The sequence below is a fragment of the Campylobacter sp. W0066.2 genome (assembly GCF_024723515.1).
Taxonomy (GTDB): Bacteria; Campylobacterota; Campylobacteria; order Campylobacterales; family Campylobacteraceae; genus Campylobacter_D.
Genome location: NZ_JANQCV010000005.1, coordinates 72,994 through 93,032 on the forward strand (window position 1 = coordinate 72,994; position 20,039 = coordinate 93,032).

The 20,039-nt window shown below is 29.2% G+C and carries 26 protein-coding genes; 3 read left to right on the forward strand and 23 right to left on the reverse strand.

What is annotated here, in order from left to right; genetic code table 11:
* Positions 1 to 2: 2 nt before the first annotated feature.
* On the forward strand, positions 3 to 539 hold the full coding sequence (locus tag CAMP18498_RS03230) for a DUF2393 family protein (protein ID WP_337197482.1): 537 nt from the start codon (positions 3 to 5) through the stop codon (positions 537 to 539).
* A complete protein-coding gene (locus tag CAMP18498_RS03235; protein WP_337197484.1) occupies positions 540 to 1,070 on the forward strand; it encodes a DUF2393 family protein in 531 nt (176 codons plus the stop codon).
* A 3-nt stretch (positions 1,071 to 1,073) separates the two neighbouring features.
* On the opposite strand, the gene purF is transcribed toward CAMP18498_RS03235, so the two are convergent.
* The 22 genes from purF to mqnP form a co-directional block, all read right to left on the reverse strand.
* Positions 1,074 to 2,414: an amidophosphoribosyltransferase gene (gene purF / locus CAMP18498_RS03240; RefSeq protein ID WP_337197486.1), complete on the reverse strand. Its 1,341-nt coding sequence runs from the start codon at positions 2,412 to 2,414 to the stop codon at positions 1,074 to 1,076.
* A complete protein-coding gene (gene dapB / locus CAMP18498_RS03245) occupies positions 2,415 to 3,143 on the reverse strand; it encodes a 4-hydroxy-tetrahydrodipicolinate reductase (RefSeq protein WP_337197487.1) in 729 nt (242 codons plus the stop codon). It lies immediately after the preceding gene.
* A 70-nt stretch (positions 3,144 to 3,213) separates the two neighbouring features.
* Positions 3,214 to 3,513 (reverse strand): PepSY-like domain-containing protein, encoded by a 300-nt coding sequence (locus CAMP18498_RS03250; protein ID WP_337197489.1) that lies wholly within the window; start codon positions 3,511 to 3,513, stop codon positions 3,214 to 3,216.
* A 64-nt stretch (positions 3,514 to 3,577) separates the two neighbouring features.
* Positions 3,578 to 4,516: a thioredoxin-disulfide reductase gene (gene trxB / locus CAMP18498_RS03255; protein WP_337197568.1), complete on the reverse strand. Its 939-nt coding sequence runs from the start codon at positions 4,514 to 4,516 to the stop codon at positions 3,578 to 3,580.
* A 118-nt stretch (positions 4,517 to 4,634) separates the two neighbouring features.
* Positions 4,635 to 4,949 (reverse strand): thioredoxin, encoded by a 315-nt coding sequence (trxA, locus tag CAMP18498_RS03260; RefSeq protein ID WP_012662110.1) that lies wholly within the window; start codon positions 4,947 to 4,949, stop codon positions 4,635 to 4,637.
* Positions 4,950 to 5,000: 51 nt separating this feature from the next.
* On the reverse strand, positions 5,001 to 5,339 hold the full coding sequence (locus CAMP18498_RS03265) for a YraN family protein (RefSeq protein WP_337197491.1): 339 nt from the start codon (positions 5,337 to 5,339) through the stop codon (positions 5,001 to 5,003).
* Positions 5,340 to 6,593 carry a homoserine dehydrogenase gene (locus CAMP18498_RS03270; RefSeq protein WP_337197493.1) on the reverse strand — a complete coding sequence of 418 codons (1,254 nt, stop codon included), beginning with the start codon at positions 6,591 to 6,593 and terminating at the stop codon, positions 5,340 to 5,342. It lies immediately after the preceding gene.
* A 1-nt stretch (position 6,594) separates the two neighbouring features.
* A complete protein-coding gene (locus tag CAMP18498_RS03275) occupies positions 6,595 to 7,797 on the reverse strand; it encodes an LL-diaminopimelate aminotransferase (protein WP_337197495.1) in 1,203 nt (400 codons plus the stop codon).
* An 11-nt stretch (positions 7,798 to 7,808) separates the two neighbouring features.
* Entirely contained in the window at positions 7,809 to 8,615 is an 807-nt protein-coding gene (locus CAMP18498_RS03280) for a hypothetical protein (RefSeq protein WP_263663884.1), read from the reverse strand.
* Complete coding sequence (locus tag CAMP18498_RS03285; protein ID WP_337197496.1) at positions 8,609 to 9,487, reverse strand: hypothetical protein; 879 nt, start codon at positions 9,485 to 9,487, stop codon at positions 8,609 to 8,611. Before CAMP18498_RS03285 ends, CAMP18498_RS03280 begins: the two co-directional genes overlap by 7 nt.
* Complete coding sequence (gene rlmB, locus CAMP18498_RS03290; protein WP_337197498.1) at positions 9,480 to 10,160, reverse strand: 23S rRNA (guanosine(2251)-2'-O)-methyltransferase RlmB; 681 nt, start codon at positions 10,158 to 10,160, stop codon at positions 9,480 to 9,482. Before rlmB ends, CAMP18498_RS03285 begins: the two co-directional genes overlap by 8 nt.
* A gap of 19 nt (positions 10,161 to 10,179) precedes the next feature.
* A complete protein-coding gene (gene rsmI / locus CAMP18498_RS03295) occupies positions 10,180 to 10,998 on the reverse strand; it encodes a 16S rRNA (cytidine(1402)-2'-O)-methyltransferase (protein ID WP_337197500.1) in 819 nt (272 codons plus the stop codon).
* Positions 10,998 to 11,198 carry a 50S ribosomal protein L31 gene (gene rpmE / locus CAMP18498_RS03300; RefSeq protein ID WP_337197502.1) on the reverse strand — a complete coding sequence of 67 codons (201 nt, stop codon included), beginning with the start codon at positions 11,196 to 11,198 and terminating at the stop codon, positions 10,998 to 11,000. Before rpmE ends, rsmI begins: the two co-directional genes overlap by 1 nt.
* Positions 11,199 to 11,275: 77 nt before the next feature.
* The gene (locus CAMP18498_RS03305) at positions 11,276 to 11,938 is read right to left on the reverse strand and encodes a 16S rRNA (uracil(1498)-N(3))-methyltransferase (RefSeq protein WP_337197504.1); all 663 of its coding nucleotides are present in this window, start codon (positions 11,936 to 11,938) and stop codon (positions 11,276 to 11,278) included.
* Positions 11,938 to 12,348, reverse strand: a complete 411-nt coding sequence (locus CAMP18498_RS03310; protein ID WP_263679516.1) for a hypothetical protein — start codon at positions 12,346 to 12,348, stop codon at positions 11,938 to 11,940. The genes CAMP18498_RS03305 and CAMP18498_RS03310 overlap by 1 nt, the downstream gene beginning before the upstream one ends.
* Positions 12,348 to 12,548 carry a cytochrome C gene (locus tag CAMP18498_RS03315; protein ID WP_263679517.1) on the reverse strand — a complete coding sequence of 67 codons (201 nt, stop codon included), beginning with the start codon at positions 12,546 to 12,548 and terminating at the stop codon, positions 12,348 to 12,350. The genes CAMP18498_RS03310 and CAMP18498_RS03315 overlap by 1 nt, the downstream gene beginning before the upstream one ends.
* A complete protein-coding gene (locus tag CAMP18498_RS03320) occupies positions 12,548 to 13,132 on the reverse strand; it encodes a 6-pyruvoyl trahydropterin synthase family protein (protein WP_337197509.1) in 585 nt (194 codons plus the stop codon). The genes CAMP18498_RS03315 and CAMP18498_RS03320 overlap by 1 nt, the downstream gene beginning before the upstream one ends.
* Positions 13,129 to 13,878, reverse strand: coding sequence for a 7-carboxy-7-deazaguanine synthase QueE (locus CAMP18498_RS03325; RefSeq protein ID WP_337197511.1), 750 nt, complete (start codon positions 13,876 to 13,878; stop codon positions 13,129 to 13,131). The genes CAMP18498_RS03320 and CAMP18498_RS03325 overlap by 4 nt, the downstream gene beginning before the upstream one ends.
* Complete coding sequence (gene moaA / locus CAMP18498_RS03330; protein ID WP_337197513.1) at positions 13,878 to 14,846, reverse strand: GTP 3',8-cyclase MoaA; 969 nt, start codon at positions 14,844 to 14,846, stop codon at positions 13,878 to 13,880. The genes CAMP18498_RS03325 and moaA overlap by 1 nt, the downstream gene beginning before the upstream one ends.
* 9 nt (positions 14,847 to 14,855) lie before the next feature.
* Positions 14,856 to 15,377 (reverse strand): hypothetical protein, encoded by a 522-nt coding sequence (locus tag CAMP18498_RS03335; RefSeq protein WP_337197515.1) that lies wholly within the window; start codon positions 15,375 to 15,377, stop codon positions 14,856 to 14,858.
* Positions 15,370 to 15,873, reverse strand: a complete 504-nt coding sequence (locus tag CAMP18498_RS03340; RefSeq protein ID WP_337197516.1) for a hypothetical protein — start codon at positions 15,871 to 15,873, stop codon at positions 15,370 to 15,372. Before CAMP18498_RS03340 ends, CAMP18498_RS03335 begins: the two co-directional genes overlap by 8 nt.
* Positions 15,864 to 16,739, reverse strand: coding sequence for a menaquinone biosynthesis prenyltransferase MqnP (gene mqnP / locus CAMP18498_RS03345; protein WP_337197518.1), 876 nt, complete (start codon positions 16,737 to 16,739; stop codon positions 15,864 to 15,866). The genes CAMP18498_RS03340 and mqnP overlap by 10 nt, the downstream gene beginning before the upstream one ends.
* Before the next feature lie 69 nt (positions 16,740 to 16,808).
* On the opposite strand from mqnP, the gene miaA reads away from it, so the two are divergent.
* A complete protein-coding gene (gene miaA, locus CAMP18498_RS03350; RefSeq protein WP_337197520.1) occupies positions 16,809 to 17,684 on the forward strand; it encodes a tRNA (adenosine(37)-N6)-dimethylallyltransferase MiaA in 876 nt (291 codons plus the stop codon).
* On the opposite strand, the gene CAMP18498_RS03355 is transcribed toward miaA, so the two are convergent.
* The gene (locus CAMP18498_RS03355) at positions 17,675 to 20,038 is read right to left on the reverse strand and encodes a tetratricopeptide repeat protein (protein WP_337197522.1); all 2,364 of its coding nucleotides are present in this window, start codon (positions 20,036 to 20,038) and stop codon (positions 17,675 to 17,677) included. The two genes, miaA and CAMP18498_RS03355, sit on opposite strands and share 10 nt — an antisense overlap.
* Between the last annotated feature and the right edge of the window lies 1 nt (position 20,039).

A 20,039-nucleotide genomic window follows, 5' to 3' on the forward strand; every position in this document is an offset into this window, starting at 1 on the left:
TAATGAACGCCCAACACATTCGAGAGCAAATGATTTTTTATACCACTCATTTGCACTTGATTGATTTTTTACTAATGGCTTTGGTTGTATTTTTTTTCATTATCACTTTATTTATTGCTTTAATTATTAGAAACAAACCTGCTTTTGCCTTTACGGTTATTTTTTTAGGAATTTTATGCTCAGCTAGCATTGCGTATTTAGGATATTTTTTAATTGATACTAAAGTTAGATCAAGAATAACCAGCTTAGATAATGCTCAATTTTTTGTATACGATAACTCGCTCAGCGTTGATTATAGCCTAACAAATACTTCCAAAAAAAGTTTTAAGTATTGTAAATTAAAAGTAGAAGTCTTTAAAAAAAGTGATGATAATAGCACTTTTAAAAATTTATTACACACTATAAAACCTCTAAGAAGCGAATCTACTATTATAGAAAAAACAATAAACCCTAGCCAAACTATTAACCTAAAAACTAAATTTTCCGATTTTAAAGAAAGTCAAAAATTTGACATTGAAATTCATTCAAAGTGTTTTTAAATGGGATATTTTACTTTTTTTCATATTCTAATCATTTTCATTATGCTAGCTTCTACAGGTTTAACTTGGGTTTTACTTTACTTAAAAGTTCAAAATAAAAAATATATGATTATTTTTTGCATAGTAAGTTTTATACTCGCCTTGATTTTAACCATATCATTACTGCTAACCATAGATCAATACACCAAAAAAGCAAGTTTGAGTAATTTTTCAACCTATAGACGTTTGGCAACAGAAAGCATTATAGTCAAAGGTAGAATTACCAACGATACTAATTTTAAAATTTCAGAATGTTTTTTGGAGCTTAGAATAATTGATGATAATAAAAAACATGAAGTTAGTGGTGAAATTTTTAATCAACAAAATTTTGATAGTATCAAAAGAGCAAGCCAACAACAAAGAGATGCTTCATATAATATCAATATTGCAAAAAACCTGCCAGGGCATACTTATAAAGATTTTTCATTTGAAGTGGGGTTACCACCTCATTTTCAAAGTTATAAAATTTTTAAACAATTAAAATGCAAATAGGGATTATTTAATAAAATAATCCCCATCAAAACTAATCAAAGAATATTTTCTTTCATCGCCTATACTTGAAACTAATTCATTAATATCCAAAAAAGTCAAACTATCTGCGCCTGTATATTCTCTAACCTCTTCAACACTTTTATTAGCTGAGATTAGCTCTTCAAAAGTAGGCGTATCTATACCATAAATGTCAGGGAATTTAATTTCTGGGCATGCTATAGCCAAATGGATTTTTCTTGCACCTGCTTGTTTTAAAAGTGCGATGATTTTTTTAGAAGTTGTTCCTCTTACCACACTATCATCAATCACCACTATATCTTTACCTTCTAAAACTTTTTTCATAGGATTGAGTTTTAATTTTACTTTCAAATTTCTCATTTCTTGAGTTGGTTCTATGAAAGTTCTTCCAACATAATGATTTCTCACTATTGCCATTTCAAGTGGGATTTTTAAATACTGTGCAAAACCTATAGCAGCACTCACACCACTATCTGGAACTGGCACTACAAAATCTACTTTTTCTTTAAATTTTTTAGCCAAGGCTTCGCCCATTTTTTTACGTACTTCATATACGCTTTTACCTTCTATAATGCTATCAGGTCTAGCAAAATAAATATATTCAAATGCACAAATTCTTGGATCTGTCTTATCAAATACTTGAATGCTTTCAAACTCATCACTACCTTGAGTAAAAATCAACATCTCACCTGGTTTTACATCGCGGATAAATTCAGCCTCTATCAAATCAAAAGCGCAAGTTTCACTCGCTACAATATACCCACCATCTTTTAATCTACCCAAAGATAAAGGTCTAACCCCATAAGGATCTCTTACGACAAAAAGTTGATTTTTACTAGCAAGCATAAAGCAATACGCTCCCTTGCTTTGAGTCAAGCTTTCTATAAATCTATCTTTTAAAGTTTCTTTTTTGCTTTTTGCTATTAAATGTACCACATTTTCTGTATCCATATTAGAATGAAAAATAACCCCGTTGTTAATCAATTCTTTTCTAACTTCTTCTTTATTAATCAAATTTCCATTATGCACTAAAGAAATATCACCCAAAGAACAAGTAGCTGCAACAGGTTGGGCATCATGCAAAGAAGAATTTCCTGCAGTAGAATAACGATTATGTCCTATAGCTATCTCGCCTTTTAATCCTGCTAGAATTTGTGTATTAAAAATTTGCCCTACTTCACCTTTAGCTTTGTGTGTTTTGATACTCAAACCATCACTTACGCTAATCCCACTTGCCTCTTGTCCGCGATGTTGCATAGCAAATAAAGCATAATAAGCCACCGTACTTGCATTTTTTGAATTAATTACTCCAACTACTGCACACATTTAAATTCCTAAACAATCATCTATATCATATAAGCCATTTTCTTGAGAAGCTAACCATTTTGCACATTTTATCGCACCTTTTGCAAAAGTAGCTCTTGAAGTAGCCGTATGATTTAATTCTATAAATTCACCTTCATTGTAAAAACCAACCCTATGTGAACCTACTATATCACCGCCTCTTAAACTCATCACCGCGATTTCATCTTTACTTCTTTGTCCAATAATCCCATCTCTACCGCTTACTCTGACCTTTTCTAAGTCTAAATTTCTAGCCTTAGCAACATTTTGTGCTAAAGTCATTGCGGTACCACTTGGAGCATCTTTTTTCTTATTATGGTGCATTTCAAGTATTTCTATATCAAAATCTCTCAAAGCCTCACTAGCTAAATAAGAAAGCTTTTTTAAAATCGCCACACCCAAAGACATATTGGTTGCATAAAGAATAGGCATAGTAATACTTGCACTTTGCATTAATTCATTTTGCTTAGCATCCAAACCTGTAGTACCTATCACCAAAGGTTTAGGATTACTTCTTGCATATAAAAGCAAATCCTCACAACCCTTTGGAGTAGAAAAATCAATAATTACATCACATCTATTAAAAAAATCTTCATAATTTGATCCTTGATCAAAAAACGCACTAGCCTTTGCCTGCTCATCATCTTCTAGGCAAAGTCTTATTTGAGTACCCATACGCCCATTACTTCCATGGATTCCAATATTAATCATTTTAAATCTGCCTTTTTAGAATTTGGAAAATTGTAGCGTTTATTTATTTAAAAGCAAATAACGCTTTTAATTAATCATCCCATTTTTGCCCTAAAAAATTTCCATTTCTATCAAAAAACATTTCCATATTATTACTTAGTTTAATTTCATAACCAAATTCTTCCCAATCCACATCTACAATAAAAGCTCCAGGAAAAGAACTTTGAATTTTATCCATAATAGGTTTAGAAAGCCCATAATAATTTTGCGCATAAGGATTATGCTGAGACATATGAGACATATTTTGTTGATATGAATTAGTATTTTGTTGTGTAATATTTGCACTAGCCATTAGCGCTAAAGTTGTACTTAGAATTAGTATTTTTTTCATTTTAGATTCTCCTTGATTTTTTATAGGAGAATCTTAATTAATTTTTGTGAAATTTATGTGAAGATTAATGCAAGTTTTCAATATATGCTAAAGCACTAAGTGCTGCGACTGCTCCATCGCCTGCTGCACATATTACTTGTTTTGGAGCATCTTTTCTTAAATCGCCTGCTGCAAACAACCCTGCTATATTAGTTTGCATTTTAAGATCAACACTCACTTGACCACCTTCTTCCATAACACATAAAAACTCACCATTTTCTTGTTTTAAGATTTCATTTCTCACATTCAATCCAACAAAGGTAAAAATTCCAGGCACATCAAGATCTCTTTTAGATCCATCATTAAATGCTATTTTCACCTTATTAACACCCATATTATCACCACAAACCTCATCAACTACTGCATTTGTGATTAATTCTATTTTATCATTATTTCTTACTTTTTCTACAGTTGAAGGCGCTGCTCTAAACTCATCTCTTCTATGGATTAAATATACTTTTGAGCAAATATTAGCTAGATACAATGCCTCTTCTAAGGCTGTATCTCCTCCACCTAAAACAGCTACTTCTTTATTTTTATAAAAAAATCCATCGCAAGTTGCACAAGTACTTACACCTTTGCCAAAAAATTCATCCTCGCCTTTAAAACCTGCACGACGTGGAGTAGAACCTGTACAAACAATAACAGCCTTTGCTTGTTCGACTTTACCATTTTCTAATTTGATATTAAAACCACCATCAGTATTTTTGCTAATTTGTTCTACACCTATCATTTCATGTTTTAAACCAAAACGCATACATTGTTCATTCCATGGAGCCATAAAAGAAATTCCATCTAAAACTTGTGCAACTCCAGGATAATTTTCAATTTCTGAACTTGAAGTTATTTGCCCACCTGGTGTACCTTTTTCAAACATTACAACATTTTTTAATCCGCCTCTAGTAGCATATAATCCCGCACTTAAACCAGCAGGGCCACCGCCTATAATAGCTAAATCTAACATCATTATTTTCCTTGTAATTTATTTCAGAGATATTATACAAATTTTTCTTTAATTATAAATAATAAAAATTATTAAATAGTAAAAAATATGAAGAAAAGCCACTAAAAGTGGCTTGAGATTATAAAAGTGAGTTTAGTTTATCTGCTAAAACTTGTTTTGATTGAGCACCAACCAATTGATCAACCACTTCACCATCTTTAAAGAAAAAGATAGTTGGAATAGATCTTACACCAAATTGCGCAGCTAAATCACCTTGCTCTTCTGTATTTACTTTGCAAATTTTAGCCTTGCCATCAAAATCATTTGCAAGCTCATCAATTACCGGTGCAAGCATTCTACAAGGTCCGCACCATGGAGCCCAAAAATCTACTAAAGCTACGCCTTCTTTTGCTTGTGCAAAATTTTCTGCAGTTAAATCAATATATTTTCCCATGTTATCTCCTTTAATTTTTTAAGATTTTATTAGATTAAAATAAACATTCTCTTAATAACTAATGTTTTCTAAAAGTTTTATATCATCTTTATACACGCAAAGTAAATCTAATTGAAAATTTTCATTACTTTTGTGTTTCATAAAGTAGTACTCTATGGTTTTAATAATTTTGTTAAATTTTTTGCCATCTAGTCTATAGGCTACTTCATAATTTCCTTGTATACTTTTAACTTCAATAAAATGTAAAATTTTATCTTTTTTAGCAATAATATCAATTTCTCCAAATTTAGAATGAAAATTTCTTTCTAAAATTTCAAAATCTTTATTTTTAAGATATTCACATGCTATATCTTCACCTTTTATACCAAAAAGATACTGTGATAAAGCCATTCAATCTTCTATTCTCATCATAAAAACATCATCTTTAACAAATTCTTGTTCTTTAAGTTTTTGAGTTAAAATTTGTATATTTTTTTCATAAGTCTGATGAGTAATAAAAAATAAAGTACTACAATCTTGCTTTTCTTTTTTTGGCTTTTGCAAAAAAGTATCGATTGAAATTTGATGTTCGCTCATTAATTGTGTAATTTTTGATAAAACACCTATTTTATCTAATACTTTTAATCTTAGATAGTATCTTGTATAAATTTCATCCTTATTTAAAAGCTTATAAGAAGTATCATTTAAATATCCAAAAATAGCACTATTTTTTTCTTTTCTTGCTATATCGATTAAATCTGCTACAACAGCACTTGCGGTTGCCTTACCACCTGCTCCTGGACCATAGTATAAACTTTCGCCCAAAATATCCCCATCTATACTGATAGCATTCATCACCCCATCAACCTTTGCTAACATTTTATTTTTATTTAACATAACAGGATGAACCCTTAATTCTATTTTTTCATCTTTTATTTTAGCAATACCTAAATGTTTTATGGTGTACTCAAATTCCTTTGCAAAATAAATATCCTCATCGCTTACCTTACTAATACCCTCAATCAAGATATCCTCAGGTTTTACTCTTAGTCCATAAGCAATATTTGCTAAAATTAAAAGCTTATGTGCAGCATCAAATCCTTCTATATCAAAAGTAGGATCAGCTTCAGCATATCCTAAATCTTGGGCTTTTTTTAATACTTCTTGAAATTTAGCATTATCTTCTGCCATCTTGCTTAAAATATAATTACTTGTGCCATTTAAAATGCCTTTAATGGAAACGATATTATTGGCACTCAAACCCTCTTTTAAAATTTTAATAATAGGAATTCCACCCGCTACACTTGCCTCATAACCAAAAGCTGTATCTTGTGCTAATTTTTCAAGCTCATAACGATGATAAGCAAGTAAAGCTTTATTAGCAGTTACTACTGATTTTTTTCTTTTTAAAATTTTTGAAATTATCTCAAAGGGTAAATCAATACCACCCATTAACTCCACAAATACATCAATATCTTCACACTCTAAAACCTCATCAATATCATTAACCACAGGAATCAATGCATTTGGTTTTGCACTTCTTGCTAAAGCAATTACTGGAACAATTTCTTCATCACATCTTGCTTTAATTAAATCTTGATTTTTTAACAAAGTTTCTACAACAGCACTTCCTACCGTGCCATAGCCCAAAATCGCTATTTTCATTTTATTCTCTTAAGTATTTTTTGATATTTCTTGCTGCTTGACGAATGCGATTTTCATTTTCTATTAAAGCTATTCTAACATACTCATTGCCCGCTTCACCAAAGCCAACCCCAGGACTTACCGCCACATTTGCTTTTTGTAAAAGCTGCTTAGAAAATTCCATACTACCAAGATGAGCCTTACTTTGAGGGAGTTTTGCCCAAACAAACATACTTGCATTAAGTTTTTTTAACTCCCATCCTGCTTGGCAAAATGATTCTAGTAAGACTTCCAATCTTTTTGCATAAGTTGCCTTAATCTCTTCAACACAAGTTTGATCTCCATCTAAAGCTACAGTAGCAGCAACTTGTATAGGCGTATACATACCATAATCAAACCAAGATTTGATCTTTTTCAAAGCCGCAATTAAGCGTTTATTACCTACCACAAAACCTACACGCCAACCTGCCATGTTGTAAGATTTTGAAAGTGTATAGGTTTCCACTGCTACATCTTTAGCACCTTCAACTTCAAAAATCGAAGGAGTTTTATAAGAGCCAAAAGTTAAGTCCGCATAAGCAATATCAGAAATAATATAAAATCTTTCTTTTTTTGCCATAGCAACCAATCTCTCATAAAAACTTTTTTCCACTGTAACTGTTGTAGGATTATGCGGAAAATTTACCACTACATATTTTGGACGCGGAATACTTTCATGTAGTGTTTTTTGTAAGTTTTCAAAAAAAGTATTTTCGTTTAATTCATAATTTTCATTAAAATCAAAATTCATAGTTGCTACATTACCACCTGCTATGATAAAAGCTTGAGTATGTATAGGATAAGCAGGTGTAGGCACAATAGCTACATCCCCTGGGTTAATAACAGCTCTTGCTAAATTTACAAAGCCTTCTTTAGAGCCCATCGTTGCAACTACTTCACTTTCAGGATCTAAATCAACATCATATTTTCTTTTATACCAATTACAAATTGCAAGTCTTAGTTTATAAATTCCACTCGAAGCAGAATACCCTGAAGTTTTGTCTTTGTTTGCACTTTCGCAAAGCTTGTCTATAATATGTTGAGGAGTTTTGCCATCAGGATTTCCCATAGAAAAATCTATTATATCCTCCCCTGCTCTTCTTGCTGCCATTTTAATCGCATTAACTTCAGCAAAAACATAATTTGGAAGTCTTTCTATGGTATTAAAATGAATTTCTTCAAACATCACCCATCCTTTTAGCGTCTTAAGTAAATTTTTAAACCCCTTTTTATATTATCAAGGCTAAACATATCTCCTATAATAGCATATTTTGCGCCCAATGGTATATTTACATTTACTTCATTTTGCTTATGTGTATTTTCTACACCTTGTATAAAATTCAAGTTTTTATCTAAAAATTGAATTTTGCAAAACCAAGAATCAAGATTGTGCGCACTAAGCTCCATACTTTTTGCACCTTGCAAATCAATAATATATTCTCTTAAAGGTTTGTTTAATTGAGTAATAGTATTTAATGGAATTTGAGTATTAACTTTAGGTTTTGCTTTTGAGAAATCTAGCTCATATTCATAATTTAACTCTGAAATTTTATAAATATCTTTAATAAAAACAGAACTACCCAGCAAAGCCTTATAAAAAACTCCTGGATCAAGCATATACTGAGAATCTACGGCTAACTTATATGTGATATAGTTTTCCCTTAAAGTTAATTCAGTTGGTATAAAATAAATATAACCTAGTTCATTTAAAGTATCATTGATTGTTTTAAAAAACAAAACAGAATCAGCTTGGGCTTTAAAACTAAAAGTTAAAGTTTTTGGTTCATTTAATATAAAATTTGCCAAAGAATTGGTTTTTAAAATTTGAGAAATAGTGTAAATATCTACATTTCCACGCTCATCTTTATAATCATTTCTTGCAAACAAAAGTTCCAATTGCGCATCTTTAGAATTATCATTAACAATATGCTTAGCAACTTCTAAAGCGCTTAGCGCAAAAGCATTAAGAGCAAAAAAAATGGAAAATATTAAAATTCTTACCATAATTTTCCTCTATTTTCTTTTATAAACTCAGCTTTTGTAATTTGTTTGATTTTACCATCTTTAATCATTAAAAACTTAGACACACCATTTTTAAACTCTAAAGTATTATTATTCTCATCATTTAAACTAAAAGCAGCATGACCTGTAGTAATAAGCATATCTTTATCTAAAGATAAAGTATAATCATTTTTAATAGTCAAAGAACTTTTTCTAAAAGTTTTTAAATCCACCATACCAAGCCAAAGTTCTGCACTTGGTTTTATAATACTTTCTTTAAGCAAAACCATATTTTCTTCGGGTATATTTAAACTAGTATTACCCTCTAATGTTTCTTCTATAGTATTATTACTCTCATCTATTGGTTCTAAAATAGCACTTGTGTTTGTTTCATTGTTTTCTGTGGTTTCATCAGCAAAAAAATTAAGAACCGGAGTTTCATTCTCATCAACTTTTTCTTCTAAGATAATTTGTTCTTGATTTAGCACATTAGTAGTATTTTCATCTAGTGTGGAACTTTGGAAAAATCTTGAAACACCCCAAGCTAAAGCCACTATCAAAAGCACTACTACTATAATCACAATATACCATACATTTGAGCTTTCTTTGGTATATGAGTTCATTCTAGGAGCAATATGCACATGATTTTTTTTCTCAATACCATTTTCTTCTAAATAGGCATGATATTCTTCTAAAAAGCTAGAAAAATCAAGCTCATACTCTCTTTGTAAAATTTTGATAAAACCATTTATATTAAAACGAGATAAAGATTTAAAATCTTTTTTAATAATATATTCAAGACAAGTTATTTCTATTTGTGTTCTTTTTTGAACTTCTAATAAATTTAAATCTTCTAATTTTTTCCAACTATCCATTTTTCATCCTATCGCAAAGTATTGCAAATGCTGCACTAACATTTAAACTATCAAAATCTTTGTGCATTTTTATCCCTACACATTCATCGCATTTTTTAAGCACTTTTGGTGCTATACCAAAACCTTCACTTCCCATAATCAAAACTTTTTTATCTTTAGCCTTGATAGTATGTATATCACTACCTCCGCTTGCACTAGCATAGATATAAAAACCTTTTTGTTTTAATTCATTTATCATACTTAAAATATCATCATTTATAACTATTTTCATATCTAAAGCCGCGCCACTACTTGCACGAATAACTCCATCCATAGCCACGCTTTTAGCTACCAAAATAATCCCATCAGCACCCAAAGCATAAGCACTACGCACGATAGCACCTATATTTCCAACATCACTAATATTATATAAAATAACTATAAAATCTTTTTCTTTTAAACTCTCAAAAGAGCTAAATTCAAACTCATCAATTTCCATTAAAAAACCTTGATGATTTCCACCTCTTGCTAAACTTTGCGCGGCCTTAAAATCAAGTTTTTTAATTTTTTTTGATGCCTTTGCTATTTTTGAAAAATCAGCTTTTTCACATTCTTTTGCTAAATAAATTTCTTTAATTTTTTCTTTGTGCTTTTCTAAGATATAAAAAAACACTTGCTTACCATAAACTATCATTTTTAAATAATAACCAAATTCAACTTAAAAGCAGTTTTTGATAATTTTCTTTTGGAGATTTCGCATTGATTTTTGAAAGAAGCTTTGCCTTTGTTTTTAAAGGCAAATCAAGTTCATAAATATCTTGCTCACACAAGATATTTTGGTGAAATTGCTTTTCTTTAGCACTTACGACTACACACCATTCACCACGCAAGTCCATTGTTTTTAATTTTTCTAAAACCTCTAAGGCTCCTGCCCTAAATTTAGTTTCAAATTTCTTTGTTGCTTCTTTTATGATAAAAATTTCTCTTAAAGGATCAATTTTACTAATTTCTTCTACTAAATTAAGTATCCTAGTAGGTGCTTCATAGACTATACTAGGATAAGGATTAAGCATTAAATTTTCAATATCTTTTTGTCTTTGAGGATTTTTATTAGCCAAAAAACCCATAAAAATAAATTCTTTTTTACAAAATGCACTTGAAACTAATGCAAGTAAAGCAGCATTTGACCCTGCTAAGACTTCATAATCAATATTATTTTTAATAGCATATTCAATTAAAAATTGCCCCGGATCGCTAATACCTGGCATACCCGCATCACTCAAATATGCAATATCTTGTTCAAAAAAATCATCATCTATTTTTGCTAAAAAATCTTTTTCATTATGAGTATGTAAGGCCAGATATTTATCAGGTTTTATTTCTAAATTAAATTTTTCATTAAGAAGATAAACTAAGGATTTGCAAACTCTCGTATCTTCGCATAAAAAGAGTTTGCATTTTTGTAAAATTTCTAAAGAATGAAAAGAAATATCGTTTAAATTTCCTATGGGCGTAGGAATAAAATATAACATTATTGCATTGCGTATTTTTTCTTAAATTTCTCTACACGACCCGCAGCATCTACGATTTTTTCACTACCTGTAAAAAATGGATGGCAGCTTGAGCAAATATCAACTTTAATTTCTGCTTTATTTGACTTAGTAGTAAAAGAATTTCCACAAGCACAACTAACTTTGCATTCTACATATTCTGGGTGAATTTCTTTTTTCATTGTTTATCCTTTTTCAAAACATTAAGGCGTAATTATATAAATTTTTATATAAAAAATAGCTAAATTTAAGCGTGTTTTTAAATTATGAATTTTGAAGCAACCCCTATTAAAGCTGTTTGCGCTTTAAGTATAAAATCAGCTTGTAATTTTGCTTTTTTTACATTCTCCTCTCTTTCTTTTTGCGAAAATCCACCTTCAGCTCCAATTAAAAATACATGCTTACTAGGTTCAAATCTCATCAAATCTTCACCTTCAAAGTCTATTAAAACAATATTTTCATAAACTTGCTGAAATTTTTTAAAATTATCAAAGCTTTCAAGCTCCATTAAAGAGGCGCGACCGCATTGCTGGGATGATTCTATAAGAATCTTTTCCATTCTTTTAAAATCTAATTTAAAATTCTTTTGTGAATAATCCATATACACAAAAGAAAGCTTTACCACTCCAAGTTCATTTAAAAAAGGTAAGGTTTTTTCTATAATCTTTGGATCAATCACCGCTAAAGCTAAATGTAAATGCGTTGTTAATTCTTGTTTTTCTTCTTTTTTATCAAGTAAATTTAATGCACATGAGCGTCTAGAAAACTCTATGCATTCATAAGTGTAAGCAAAAAAATCTTTTAAATTTTTTAATACGATTTTATCGCCTACTTTAATTCTTCTAGCTTTTAAATGCAAGAAAGCTTCATTTTCCAACTCTAAATTTAAAGCACCACTTTGTGGGTGATACAAAAATCGCATTAAAAATAAAACCTTTGAAGCAAATAAGGCACAAAAAGTAAAAATATACCCAAACACAAAATAAAAAAGCTTAAAAATCTAAATTTAGCATAACGTTTGAACAATCTTGCTTTTTTAAATAAAACAAATTGATAAATAGCCAAAGCAAAGATAAAAATCCAACAAAACCACATAGAAAGCATGTATAAATTTAGCTCAAAATGCTTTAAAGCCCAAAGCAAACTTCCTGTAAAAAGTGTAATTGCTAAAAATAAATAATAAATTGGCAAAAATAGGCGAATTCTTTTTATAAAAATAAACTCTTGCGAAAAACTACTTTGAGTTAAATACAAATAAAACAACATTAAAAAGCCATTTGCGTATAAACTATATACATGCAATGCTAAAAAAAACTCATAACTTTGATCCATCACTGTCCTTGTGTGTTATTTTCATCTTTGATATCATCATCTACAGGTATAGGAAGCGTATCATCATCTATAATAACATTAGAATCACTTTGCTCAATTTGAACTTGCTCAGTCTGCACCTCTTTTTTTACGTTTGTATCTTCTTGACTTGAGCAAGCAATAAAAAACAATAATGGCACAATCAATAAAATCTTTTTCATTACACCTCCTTTTGATTAATAAAAACAAAATTTGCATCTTGAAGTTTTTTAAAAAAATCTTTATCTTTCCATTCATCGCTTATAGCTTGTGAAAATTCAATATCTGCCAAATTTATCTTTGGTAAAAACTCACTATAAGCATCTTCTCTAAAACCTTGTGCATAGCCTGTTCTTGTTTCATGCACAATAATACTTTTTAAACTAACACCTTGCTCGCCATTGACCATCTTAGTCTTTAAAAGCAAAGTATCTATCAGTACAAAAAATATGCGTACAAAATTTTCTGCACTTACATTCACAGGTAAACTTACCCATCTTTGTGAGTGTTTTTTTATATCTTCTAAATAAACCTTATCATCATCTTTAAAAAGTGTAATAGCATGGTCAAAACTATCAATAATTTGTTTTATTTCATCTTTTAACAAACCAAAATCATACACCATTCCCGCATTGTCAAGGTATTTACTCTCAAGTAAAATTTCTACCTTATAAGAATGACCATGTATGCTTGTTTTACATCGCTTGGAGCTACAAAATCTAACAATATGAGCATTTTCAAATTCAAACATTTTTCTAATAATCATACGCCTTCTTTATCTCCCCAAATTCTAATATGCAATCTATCGGAGTAATTATATCCATTTTTTATACAAAATTCAGCAACACTTAAGGCATTTTTAGAAATTTCTTCTTCACTTGACCCCATAGGCATGCAAAATACCTCATTTTCACAAATTTGTAAAATTTCATTGATTTCGCCTAAGGCTTTACTTTCTTGTAAAAAATCCTTATCTAAAACAAATTTATAAAAACTATCTTTAGCATAACGTTTAAAAGCTTTCAAAGCTTTTTCATTAATCCTTTTTTCTTTTTTTACACCGCTATTGCCAAGCTTTACACCCAAAGCAAAATAACATTTTTTATACAAAGGATATTTTTCAAAATCAATTTCAATACTTGCATTTGTTTCAAAATGCACTTTAAAGTCATTTTCTAAAAGCAAATTAACAAAACACAAAAAATCTTTATTTTGATAATTTAACAAAGGCTCTCCACCGGTAATGACAACTATAACTTTGCGTGAATTGGCTAGTTTTAAAACCTCATCAAAAAGCTTTGCTGAAGTATAGGTTTTATAACAAGTTTTAAATTCTTTAGTAAAAACAGCTCTTATAGTATCACAGCCCAAAAGTATTTTAGAATCTTTTTCTTTTTTTACTCCAAAGCCTACGCAGTTAAAATTACACCCAGCAAACCTTACAAATATAGCTAAATTTCCACTATATTTTCCCTCACCTTGCAAGCTTAAAAAAGTTTCAACAACTTCCATTATCCACCTGTTTGATAAAAGGCTCTTGTAGAACTTTGATTGGCTTCATTTTCAGCCCATCTATTTTTTTCTGATTTGTTTTTTATCACGGTTTTTAAAACTTCACAAGCACCTGCTATGTCTTTATTACGTATAGCCTTTTTAATACTTAAAGCCTCATCATAATACAAACAAGGTATTAAAAGCCCTTCAGCTGAAAGTCTTATACGGTTACAACTATCACAAAAATCATGACTATGTGGATCAATAATACCAAACTCATACCCATCTTCAAGCTCATAAATAGTCGCAGGTGCATTTGGACTTTTTTGTCCTTGCTTGAAAGAATATTTTTGAGCAATAATATTTAAAATTTCTGCTGATTTTAAGCCTTTTAAATCTCCATAAGCATGATAATTTTCCATAAATTCTATAAAGCGAATTTGGCTTTTGCGTGTTTTGGCAAATTCTAAAAGATCGATAAATTCATTATCGTTGATCCCTTTAAGAGCTACGGTATTAAATTTAATATTAAAGCCTAATTCTAAAGTCTCATTAATACCATTTAACACATCTTTAAGTATGTTTTTTTGAGCTAATTTAAAAGCTACTTCTTCTTTTAAGGTATCTAAAGAGATATTAATTCTTTTTAAACCTGCCTGTCTTAAATCTTTTGCTTGTTGTTTTAACAAAGAAGCATTAGTAGTAAGTGCTAAGTCTATATCCTGCTTATACTCACTAATCATAGCAATAAATTTATGCAAATCTTTTCTTACTAAAGGCTCACCACCTGTAATACGAATTTTTTTAACCCCCTCATCAATACAAACTTTAACAAACATAAAAAGTTCTTCAAATGATAAAAGATTTTCCTTAGCACTCCATTCAAATGGAGTTTTTGGCATACAATAAAGGCAACGAAAATTACATCTTTGTGTTACTGAAATTCTTAAATAATCAATCACTCTTCCATAACTATCTACCAACATCAAAGGCCTTTATAATAGTTTATTAAATTTCAAAATAAGCTCAACTCTACCCATACCTATACGCAAATCTTTGGCAATTTGCTCAATGGATTTTTTTTGATTAAAAAGCTCTATTACCTTTTGTTCTTCATTATCATAGCTTGGGCTTAATTTTGTAATACTTTGGGTTTTTTGTTCTAAATTTAATAAACGATTTTTTTGCTCACTTTGAAATTCTTCAATCACCTCTTCTACTTCTTTTAAAGCACTTAAAACAGGAATGATATTTTGATTAATTTTTTGTTCTAATACCTGCAAAAGTTCTTCTTTTAGCTCTTCTTTAATGGCTTCAGTATCTATTTCCTCTTTTTCTTGCTCTTGTTCATCTAAACTTTCTTTTTTTAAATAATGATATTGCTTATTTAAATCTTCTATCATCTTACCAAGCTCGTTAATCTTAGCAATACTTTCTTTTTCTTTTATCATCATATAAGCAAACATAGCAAAAATTAATAAAGCTACCACAAGCCACAATAATAAATCACTACCCATTTTCTTGTTCCTTTAAAATCTTAATCATCGCTCTTTGCATATTTGCCACAAAATTATCATACACAAGCTCATCTTCTGCTTTTATTTGTGTGATTTTTGCCTCATTTTCACTTAAAGCTTTAAAAAAAATACTAATTTTTTGACCATTTAACTCAAATCTTGCATAATATTCCTCATCTTGAACCAAACACTTTTCTTTAAATTGAATGTGTGCAAAATTTACACCTATCACAAAGGCTTTATATTTTAAATCTGTAAATAATTTTGTTTTATTGATATCATTTTTTATCAAATACAATTCTTGTTTTAAATCCATGAGCAAATCAAAAATAATTTGCTCACCTTCGCTAAATTCCACTCTTGAGGCAAGCTTTTTCCATTTGCTTAAATTGACATAATTATTGCTTGAAAGATATTCTTGCAAAAACTCTTCATATCTTTCTTTACTCTCTTCAAACTCAAGTTCTAACGAACTTTTAAAAAAATTTATCTCCATAAAAGATCAACCCAAATAAATATAAAAAACACTATACTTAAATACCCATTTAAAGTAAAAAATGCTTTATCGATTTTTGCAAAATTCTTTCTAACTATGCGGTGCTCAAAAAATAAAATAATCGCACTAATTATCACGCCTAAAAAGGCAATATTTCCCGTTGGAGCCACCCAAACAAATAAAAGCCAAAAAAGTACTGCCAAAACATGACAAAACGCTGAGATAAATAAGGTTGCCTCAAGCCCAAATTTAGCAGGTATAGAGTGCAAACCTGTTTTTTTATCATATTCCATATCTTGCAAAGCATAAAGCAAATCAAAACCAGCTGTCCAAAAAGTAACACCCAAACACAAAATCACACTATAAATTTCAATACTTCCCAAAACTACAATGCTACCTGCAATAGGAGCAAGTCCTAGACAAAATCCTAATACTAAATGTGCTAAAGATGAAAATCTTTTAAAAGCTGAATAAATAGCTAAAATAAATAATACCGGCAAGGAAAGAGCAAAAGCTAGCTTATTAATAAAATAACTTGCCAAAACAAAAACAATAGCATTTAAAATAATAAAAAGTAAAATACTATTTTTACCTATACGCCCATCGATATTAGGTCTATTTGCACACCTTGGATTATTTTTGTCAATATCCTCATCCATCAAACGATTAATCGCCATTGCAAAATTTCTTGCACTCACTGCACAAATAACACCCAAAAATAAAGCCTTAAAGCCAAACCAAGTGCTATCATTTAAAATAACAGAAGCCACAATCATTGAAGTGAATAAAAAAGGTAAAGCAAAAATAGAATGCTTAAAAACTATCAAATCTAAAATATCTTTCAATTTTTCTTTTAATATAGGCATTTTTTCTCTTTATAATATATTTTTGTTATGATTTTACTAAAATAATTTTAAATTTAGGATATTTTTACGATGTTTTTTGAATTTGCACTCATTGGAACCACTGCAAGTGGCAAAACAGAACTTGCTAATAAACTAGCTTATGAATTTAACGCAAGCATTTTAAGCCTTGATAGTCTTTGCGTGTATAAACAAATCAACATCGCTTCAGCAAAAACAGAGCAAAAAACCCTAGATGAGCTTGATTATTTTGGTATAAATTTATTAAATGTCGATGAGCATTTTAACATTGCTTTGTTTTTTGAAGAATACAAAAAAGCAAAAGCCTTTGCTCAAAAAAACAATCAAATACTTATCATCACAGGCGGAACTAGTTTTTATTTAAAAGCCTTAATGGATGGTTTGAGTGAAAATTTTAAAGAAAGCCAAAGCACACTAAGTAATGATGAAATTTATCATTTAATGATAAAAATTGATCCACAAGCAAAAATAGAAAAAAACGATACTTATCGTTTGAAAAAATGGCTTGGAATTTATGAGCAAACCAATAAAATTCCAAGTGAAGTTTTAAAAGAAACCAAACAAGAAGCTTTGATTAAAAAACTTGATATTTTTGAAATTTCTTGGCAAAAAGATCTTTTAGAAAAACGCATTATCAAGCGCACTAAAAATATGCTAAATGAGGGCTTAATAGATGAAGCTAAAATGTTATTTGATAATTATGATCATCATTTAAAAGCACTAAATTCCATAGGTTTAAAAGAATGCAAAGAGTTTTTAGATAAAAAAATAAATTTAAATGAGCTTGAAGAGCTCATCATCATCCATACAAGACAACTTGCCAAAAGACAAAGAACTTTTAATAAAAAATTCAATAAAGAAATTTTAGATTTTCAAAGTGCTTATGAGAATTTAAAAGCTTATATTTTAAAAAAATATCAAGGCTGAGTATTTAAGACATTTAATTTATCTTTACATAAATTTTGCCAATTACTCGTTACGTTAATATCTATACAATTTTGTAAGCTTTGTTTTTGATTTTGCACATCTTTTAAATCTTCATAAATATTACTTTGCACATAAAAAACTCTTGCGCGCTCATCATCTTTTAAAGGATTAGCAAGTAAGTCTTTAAACAAAGTTAAGGCTTGTTGGGCTTGATTGTTTTGTTTTAAAGCTTTGATATAGATAAATTCTAAATCAGGACTAAAAAGATTTACTCCCTTTAAATTTTGATAATCAATAGCCTTTGGGGCATAAGTTAAGATACTTGTTAGAAAATTATTTTTTTCGCAATAACGCAAAAACTCATAATATAATTCCACCATACGATAATTCATAGGAAATTGCTCTAATTTTTGCAAAGTTCTTATCATAGCATTATAATCTTGCAATCTAAGTTCAGCAAAAAATTTAATATAATTTGCTTCAAATTTTTCATTATCACTAATAATCGTTCTTGTGTTTAAAATATCATTAATTGTTTTTATAACAAAGCTATAACGCTTATCTTTAAGTGCTAAATCAGCACTTTGAAGCTTATAAAAAATAATATCATCATTTTCATTTTCAACTATGTATTTTTTAGCTTCTTCAATGCGCGTTGTGCGTTTAAAGCATTCAAGCATTTGCTTTTTATTTTGTATTTTACCCCCTACATTATAAGCTTTAAAATCATCATATATTTTCACAGCAGCTAAGCATTCATCATTTTTTAATTTTTGTTCTAAAACTAAAATAGCAGCTTGCTCTAAAAGATTTTTAACTTCCTTATTGGAGTATTTTTCAATATTTTTTTGATAACTTACAACTTTTTCATAATTTTTTTCTTGAAAATACAATTTTACATTATCAAACAATGCCTTACTAGAAATTTCTCCAGCATATTTTTTCATAATCTCTTCATATCTTTGGTGTAAAAAACTTGCATTAGCATCTTTTAAATATAAAAAGTTTTTATCTTGCGCTTCTTTGATTAAACTTGCATATTCACCCAAAGGAAAATCTTCTGCATAAAGATCTAAATATTTTTGCGCCTTGGTATGCTCATTTGCATTTAATAAAGCCAAAGCAAGGTCTTTTAATACTTTTTCATATTCTTTATCTACCTTAGTTAAATGCGTAAAAATATATTCATAAATTTTAGAACTTAGATCATAAACCCTATTATTAGCAAAAGCTTTAGCTAATAATAAAGAATTTTCCAAATCAATCATAAAAAATTCAGGATTTGATTCTAAAATTTTATTTGCTAATTCTTTGGCTTCTTTTATATTTTGAGTTTCTAAATAATTTTTTGATAAAAATAAAGCTGCTCTGCTAGCTAAATCTGCATTTGGAGTAGAATAATACACATCTTGATAAATATTATTTGCGGTATTTTTCTTACCTAAATGATATAAATAATCCGCATAATCAAGTAAAGCCATTATAGTGTATTTATCGCCTTTATGCTCAGTATTTAAAGTATCTATAATATATTCAACATTTGATCTTTGCGATAAACCCATATAAACTCTCATCATAATATACATCACTTCTGTATAATCTTTATCGTTAATATAAGTTCTTACCCATCTTTTAGCATCATCTAACATTTGCTCTAAAATTACTTGGTCTTTATCAACTTCATAAGTATATAGTTTATTTTGAGCTCTTAATTTATAAAGCTCAAATTCATTCATAAATACACTACCCTGATAACGCTTAATAGCGCTAGTTGCATCCCTTAAAACCTGATCATATTTTTTTGCTTCATATTCTTGTTTTATACTAAAATAAGCATTAAAATCTGCACTTTTTGAAGTTTCTATAGGATTAGAATTTAAATCTAATGCTCCAATATAAGGCATTAATGCATCATCAAAATAAATATCAAAATCAAGCCCATCGCTAGGTTTATAATACCTTAAATCTTTAGTAAAAATAAATACAAAATGCTTAGAAGCATCTTCACTTTGACTTTGAATTTCTTTAGCATTAAAAATATCTTGAGAATAATTAAACATCTTAGCTAAAATTTTAGGATAGATTTTGATTGTCAAAAAAGTTTGGTACTTTTCAAAATAAATCGTAAAATCATCAAATTCTTTATTTTGAAACTGCATATTGCTAACGCCTAAAACATTGCACTCAAAATGGGTTTTTTCAAATTCAAAAACACTTTTGCAAGTAAAATCCTTATCATCTTTTAAATGCAAAAGCGTAAAAGGGCGTTTATGTTCTTCCCCTTTATTAACAATAATTTCAAAAGAAAATGTATAAGTTATACTTAATAAAAATAAAAATAAAACCCTTATCATA

Bases quoted from the DNA above. Each gene is read 5' to 3' on its own strand.
- CAMP18498_RS03325 (WP_337197511.1), bottom strand. From the start codon at position 13,878: ATGGAAGTTGTTGAAACTTTTTTAAGCTTGCAAGGTGAGGGAAAATAT.
- purF (WP_337197486.1), bottom strand. From the start codon at position 2,414: ATGTGTGCAGTAGTTGGAGTAATTAATTCAAAAAATGCAAGTACGGTG.
- CAMP18498_RS03280 (WP_263663884.1), bottom strand. From the start codon at position 8,615: ATGGTAAGAATTTTAATATTTTCCATTTTTTTTGCTCTTAATGCTTTT.
- rsmI (WP_337197500.1), bottom strand. From the start codon at position 10,998: ATGTTATATTTTATTCCTACGCCCATAGGAAATTTAAACGATATTTCT.
- trxB (WP_337197568.1), bottom strand. From the start codon at position 4,516: ATGTTAGATTTAGCTATTATAGGCGGTGGCCCTGCTGGTTTAAGTGCG.
- rlmB (WP_337197498.1), bottom strand. From the start codon at position 10,160: ATGATAGTTTATGGTAAGCAAGTGTTTTTTTATATCTTAGAAAAGCAC.
- CAMP18498_RS03310 (WP_263679516.1), bottom strand. From the start codon at position 12,348: ATGGATCAAAGTTATGAGTTTTTTTTAGCATTGCATGTATATAGTTTA.
- CAMP18498_RS03275 (WP_337197495.1), bottom strand. From the start codon at position 7,797: ATGTTTGAAGAAATTCATTTTAATACCATAGAAAGACTTCCAAATTAT.
- rpmE (WP_337197502.1), bottom strand. From the start codon at position 11,198: ATGAAAAAAGAAATTCACCCAGAATATGTAGAATGCAAAGTTAGTTGT.
- CAMP18498_RS03315 (WP_263679517.1), bottom strand. From the start codon at position 12,548: ATGAAAAAGATTTTATTGATTGTGCCATTATTGTTTTTTATTGCTTGC.
- CAMP18498_RS03355 (WP_337197522.1), bottom strand. From the start codon at position 20,038: ATGATAAGGGTTTTATTTTTATTTTTATTAAGTATAACTTATACATTT.
- CAMP18498_RS03305 (WP_337197504.1), bottom strand. From the start codon at position 11,938: ATGCGATTTTTGTATCACCCACAAAGTGGTGCTTTAAATTTAGAGTTG.
- CAMP18498_RS03265 (WP_337197491.1), bottom strand. From the start codon at position 5,339: ATGGCTTTATCACAGTATCTTTTTGGTATAAAAGGTGAAGATATAGCA.
- moaA (WP_337197513.1), bottom strand. From the start codon at position 14,846: ATGTTGGTAGATAGTTATGGAAGAGTGATTGATTATTTAAGAATTTCA.
- CAMP18498_RS03270 (WP_337197493.1), bottom strand. From the start codon at position 6,593: ATGAAAATAGCGATTTTGGGCTATGGCACGGTAGGAAGTGCTGTTGTA.
- trxA (WP_012662110.1), bottom strand. From the start codon at position 4,949: ATGGGAAAATATATTGATTTAACTGCAGAAAATTTTGCACAAGCAAAA.
- CAMP18498_RS03335 (WP_337197515.1), bottom strand. From the start codon at position 15,377: ATGGGTAGTGATTTATTATTGTGGCTTGTGGTAGCTTTATTAATTTTT.
- miaA (WP_337197520.1), top strand. From the start codon at position 16,809: ATGTTTTTTGAATTTGCACTCATTGGAACCACTGCAAGTGGCAAAACA.
- CAMP18498_RS03320 (WP_337197509.1), bottom strand. From the start codon at position 13,132: ATGATTATTAGAAAAATGTTTGAATTTGAAAATGCTCATATTGTTAGA.
- CAMP18498_RS03250 (WP_337197489.1), bottom strand. From the start codon at position 3,513: ATGAAAAAAATACTAATTCTAAGTACAACTTTAGCGCTAATGGCTAGT.
- dapB (WP_337197487.1), bottom strand. From the start codon at position 3,143: ATGATTAATATTGGAATCCATGGAAGTAATGGGCGTATGGGTACTCAA.
- CAMP18498_RS03235 (WP_337197484.1), top strand. From the start codon at position 540: ATGGGATATTTTACTTTTTTTCATATTCTAATCATTTTCATTATGCTA.
- mqnP (WP_337197518.1), bottom strand. From the start codon at position 16,739: ATGCCTATATTAAAAGAAAAATTGAAAGATATTTTAGATTTGATAGTT.
- CAMP18498_RS03230 (WP_337197482.1), top strand. From the start codon at position 3: ATGAACGCCCAACACATTCGAGAGCAAATGATTTTTTATACCACTCAT.
- CAMP18498_RS03340 (WP_337197516.1), bottom strand. From the start codon at position 15,873: ATGGAGATAAATTTTTTTAAAAGTTCGTTAGAACTTGAGTTTGAAGAG.
- CAMP18498_RS03285 (WP_337197496.1), bottom strand. From the start codon at position 9,487: ATGGATAGTTGGAAAAAATTAGAAGATTTAAATTTATTAGAAGTTCAA.